Here is a 3472-nt window from a genome sequence, read left to right on the forward strand (position 1 = left end):
CCGGGTTTCGGGTGCGTTTGGTCCTTGAGAACTCAACAGCGTGCACATTGTCAAATGCCAAATTATACCCTGGCATTGCTTGTGGTCTCATCTTTTGGTGGGGTTGTGAGTGGTGTTTAGGTTTCTTTGAGATTGATGGACAACAACAATCGTCAGATTGTTTTGTTCTTTAGTCAGCATCAAATTCAGCAGTCATGGCCTATTCCGGTTGTGCTGTTTTTTCTTTTACGGAGAGTTTGATCCTGGCTCAGGACGAACGCTGGCGGCGTGCTTAACACATGCAAGTCGAACGATGAACTGGAGCTTGCTCCAGGGATTAGTGGCGAACGGGTGAGTAACACGTGAGTAACCTGCCCTTGACTCTGGGATAAGCGCTAGAAATGGCGTCTAATACCGGATACGAGCTTCAGCCGCATGGCTAGGAGTTGGAAAGAATTTTGGTCAAGGATGGACTCGCGGCCTATCAGCTAGTTGGTGAGGTAATGGCTCACCAAGGCGACGACGGGTAGCCGGCCTGAGAGGGTGACCGGCCACACTGGGACTGAGACACGGCCCAGACTCCTACGGGAGGCAGCAGTGGGGAATATTGCACAATGGGCGAAAGCCTGATGCAGCAACGCCGCGTGAGGGATGACGGCCTTCGGGTTGTAAACCTCTTTTAGTAGGGAAGAAGCGAAAGTGACGGTACCTGCAGAAAAAGCACCGGCTAACTACGTGCCAGCAGCCGCGGTAATACGTAGGGTGCAAGCGTTGTCCGGAATTATTGGGCGTAAAGAGCTCGTAGGCGGTTTGTCGCGTCTGCTGTGAAATCTGGGGGCTCAACCCCCAGCCTGCAGTGGGTACGGGCAGACTAGAGTGCGGTAGGGGAGATTGGAATTCCTGGTGTAGCGGTGGAATGCGCAGATATCAGGAGGAACACCGATGGCGAAGGCAGATCTCTGGGCCGTAACTGACGCTGAGGAGCGAAAGCATGGGGAGCGAACAGGATTAGATACCCTGGTAGTCCATGCCGTAAACGTTGGGAACTAGATGTGGGGGCCATTCCACGGTCTCCGTGTCGCAGCTAACGCATTAAGTTCCCCGCCTGGGGAGTACGGCCGCAAGGCTAAAACTCAAAGGAATTGACGGGGGCCCGCACAAGCGGCGGAGCATGCGGATTAATTCGATGCAACGCGAAGAACCTTACCAAGGCTTGACATATACCGGAAACGTCCAGAGATGGTCGCCCCGCAAGGTCGGTATACAGGTGGTGCATGGTTGTCGTCAGCTCGTGTCGTGAGATGTTGGGTTAAGTCCCGCAACGAGCGCAACCCTCGTTCTATGTTGCCAGCACGTTATGGTGGGAACTCATAGGAGACTGCCGGGGTCAACTCGGAGGAAGGTGGGGATGACGTCAAATCATCATGCCCCTTATGTCTTGGGCTTCACGCATGCTACAATGGCCGGTACAAAGGGCTGCGATACCGTAAGGTGGAGCGAATCCCAAAAAGCCGGTCTCAGTTCGGATTGAGGTCTGCAACTCGACCTCATGAAGTCGGAGTCGCTAGTAATCGCAGATCAGCAACGCTGCGGTGAATACGTTCCCGGGCCTTGTACACACCGCCCGTCAAGTCATGAAAGTCGGTAACACCCGAAGCCAGTGGCCTAACCCTTGTGGATGGAGCTGTCGAAGGTGGGATCGGTGATTAGGACTAAGTCGTAACAAGGTAGCCGTACCGGAAGGTGCGGCTGGATCACCTCCTTTCTAAGGAGCATGTACTCGCCCCGCGGTATACACGGGGGTCAACGAGTCAAGTCGGTTTCGAAGCGAATGTCTTCGGCCGGCGCTCATGGGTGGAACATTGACAATGGCTCTTCGCGAAGAGCATCAGCGCTAGTACGGCACCTTCGGGTGTCTGGAAGGTGAGGGTGTTCTGGGTGGGGGGCTTGCACGCTGTTGGGTCCTGAGGGACCAAGCATCCACACATGGTGTGGTTGTTTTTCCTCTGGGCCATGAGGGTTCTGCATTACTTGCAGGGTGTTCATGGTGCCGCCCGTATTTTGAGAACTACACAGTGGACGCGAGCATCTTAGTCGCAAGCAGGGCCGGCCTTCGGGTTGGTTGTTGTTTGTGATACTAAGTGCAATTTCTTAGACCAATCCGCCCTTTGGGTGTGGTTGGCGAATGAGATAACACTGAGCTGTCAGTCTTTGGCTGGCAGCAACTTTGTGGTCAAGTTTCTAAGAGCAAACGGTGGATGCCTTGGCATCTGGAGCCGAAGAAGGACGTAGAAATCTGCGATAAGCCTCGGGGAGCTGATAATCGAGCCCTGATCCGAGGATTTCCGAATGGGGAAACCCCGCCAGGCGTTATGTCTGGTGACTCCCGCCTGAATATATAGGGCGGGTAGAGGGAACGTGGGGAAGTGAAACATCTCAGTACCCACAGGAAGAGAAAACAACAGTGATTCCGTCAGTAGTGGCGAGCGAAATCGGAAGAGGCTAAACCGGTCATGTGTGATAGACGGCGGTCGTTGCATGGTCGGGGTTGTGGGACCCGTTGTCCTGTTCTGCCGGACAGGGACAGTTACAGCGCAGTATAGGCGAACAGCTTTGAATGGCTGGTCATAGAGGGTGCGAACCCCGTAGCCGAAATGCTGGCGCTGGCTGAATGGGGATCCCAAGTAGCTCGGGGCCCGAGAAATCCCGTGTGAATCTGTCAGGACCACCTGATAAGCCTAAATACTCCCAGATGACCGATAGCGGACAAGTACCGTGAGGGAAAGGTGAAAAGTACCCCGGGAGGGGAGTGAAATAGTACCTGAAACCGTTTGCTTACAAACCGTTGGAGCCTCCTTGTAGGGGTGACAGCGTGCCTTTTGAAGAATGAGCCTGCGAGTTAGCGATATGTGGCGAGGTTAACCCGTGTGGGGTAGCCGTAGCGAAAGCGAGTCTTAATAGGGCGATCCAGTCGCATGTCCTAGACCCGAAGCGAAGTGATCTATCCATGGCCAGGTTGAAGCGACGGTAAGACGTCGTGGAGGACCGAACCCACTTAGGTTGAAAACTGAGGGGATGAGCTGTGGATAGGGGTGAAAGGCCAATCAAACTTCGTGATAGCTGGTTCTCTCCGAAATGCATTTAGGTGCAGCGTTGCGTGTTTCTTGCCGGAGGTAGAGCTACTGGATGGCCGATGGGGCCCAAAAGCTTACTGACGTCAGCCAAACTCCGAATGCCGGTAAGTGAGAGCGCAGCAGTGAGACGGTGGGGGATAAGCTTCATCGTCGAGAGGGAAACAACCCAGACTACCAACTAAGGTCCCTAAGCGTGTGCTAAGTGGGAAAGGATGTGGAGTTGCATAGACAACCAGGAGGTTGGCTTAGAAGCAGCCACCCTTGAAAGAGTGCGTAATAGCTCACTGGTCAAGTGATTCCGCGCCGACAATGTAACGGGGCTCAAGCACACCACCGAAGTTGTAGATTTCGTATTATAG

The 3472-nt window shown here is 54.1% G+C and carries 2 rRNA genes; both read left to right on the plus strand.

Annotation, left to right across the window (positions count from 1 at the left end):
* Nucleotides 1–224 precede the first annotated feature (224 nt).
* Nucleotides 225–1744, plus strand: a 16S ribosomal RNA gene (locus tag SZ60_RS06710).
* Nucleotides 1745–2210: 466 nt separating this feature from the next.
* A 23S ribosomal RNA gene (locus tag SZ60_RS06715) occupies nt 2211–3472 on the plus strand; the annotation flags it as partial.

The sequence above is a fragment of the Frigoribacterium sp. MEB024 genome (assembly GCF_000878135.1).
Taxonomy (GTDB): Bacteria; Actinomycetota; Actinomycetes; order Actinomycetales; family Microbacteriaceae; genus Frigoribacterium.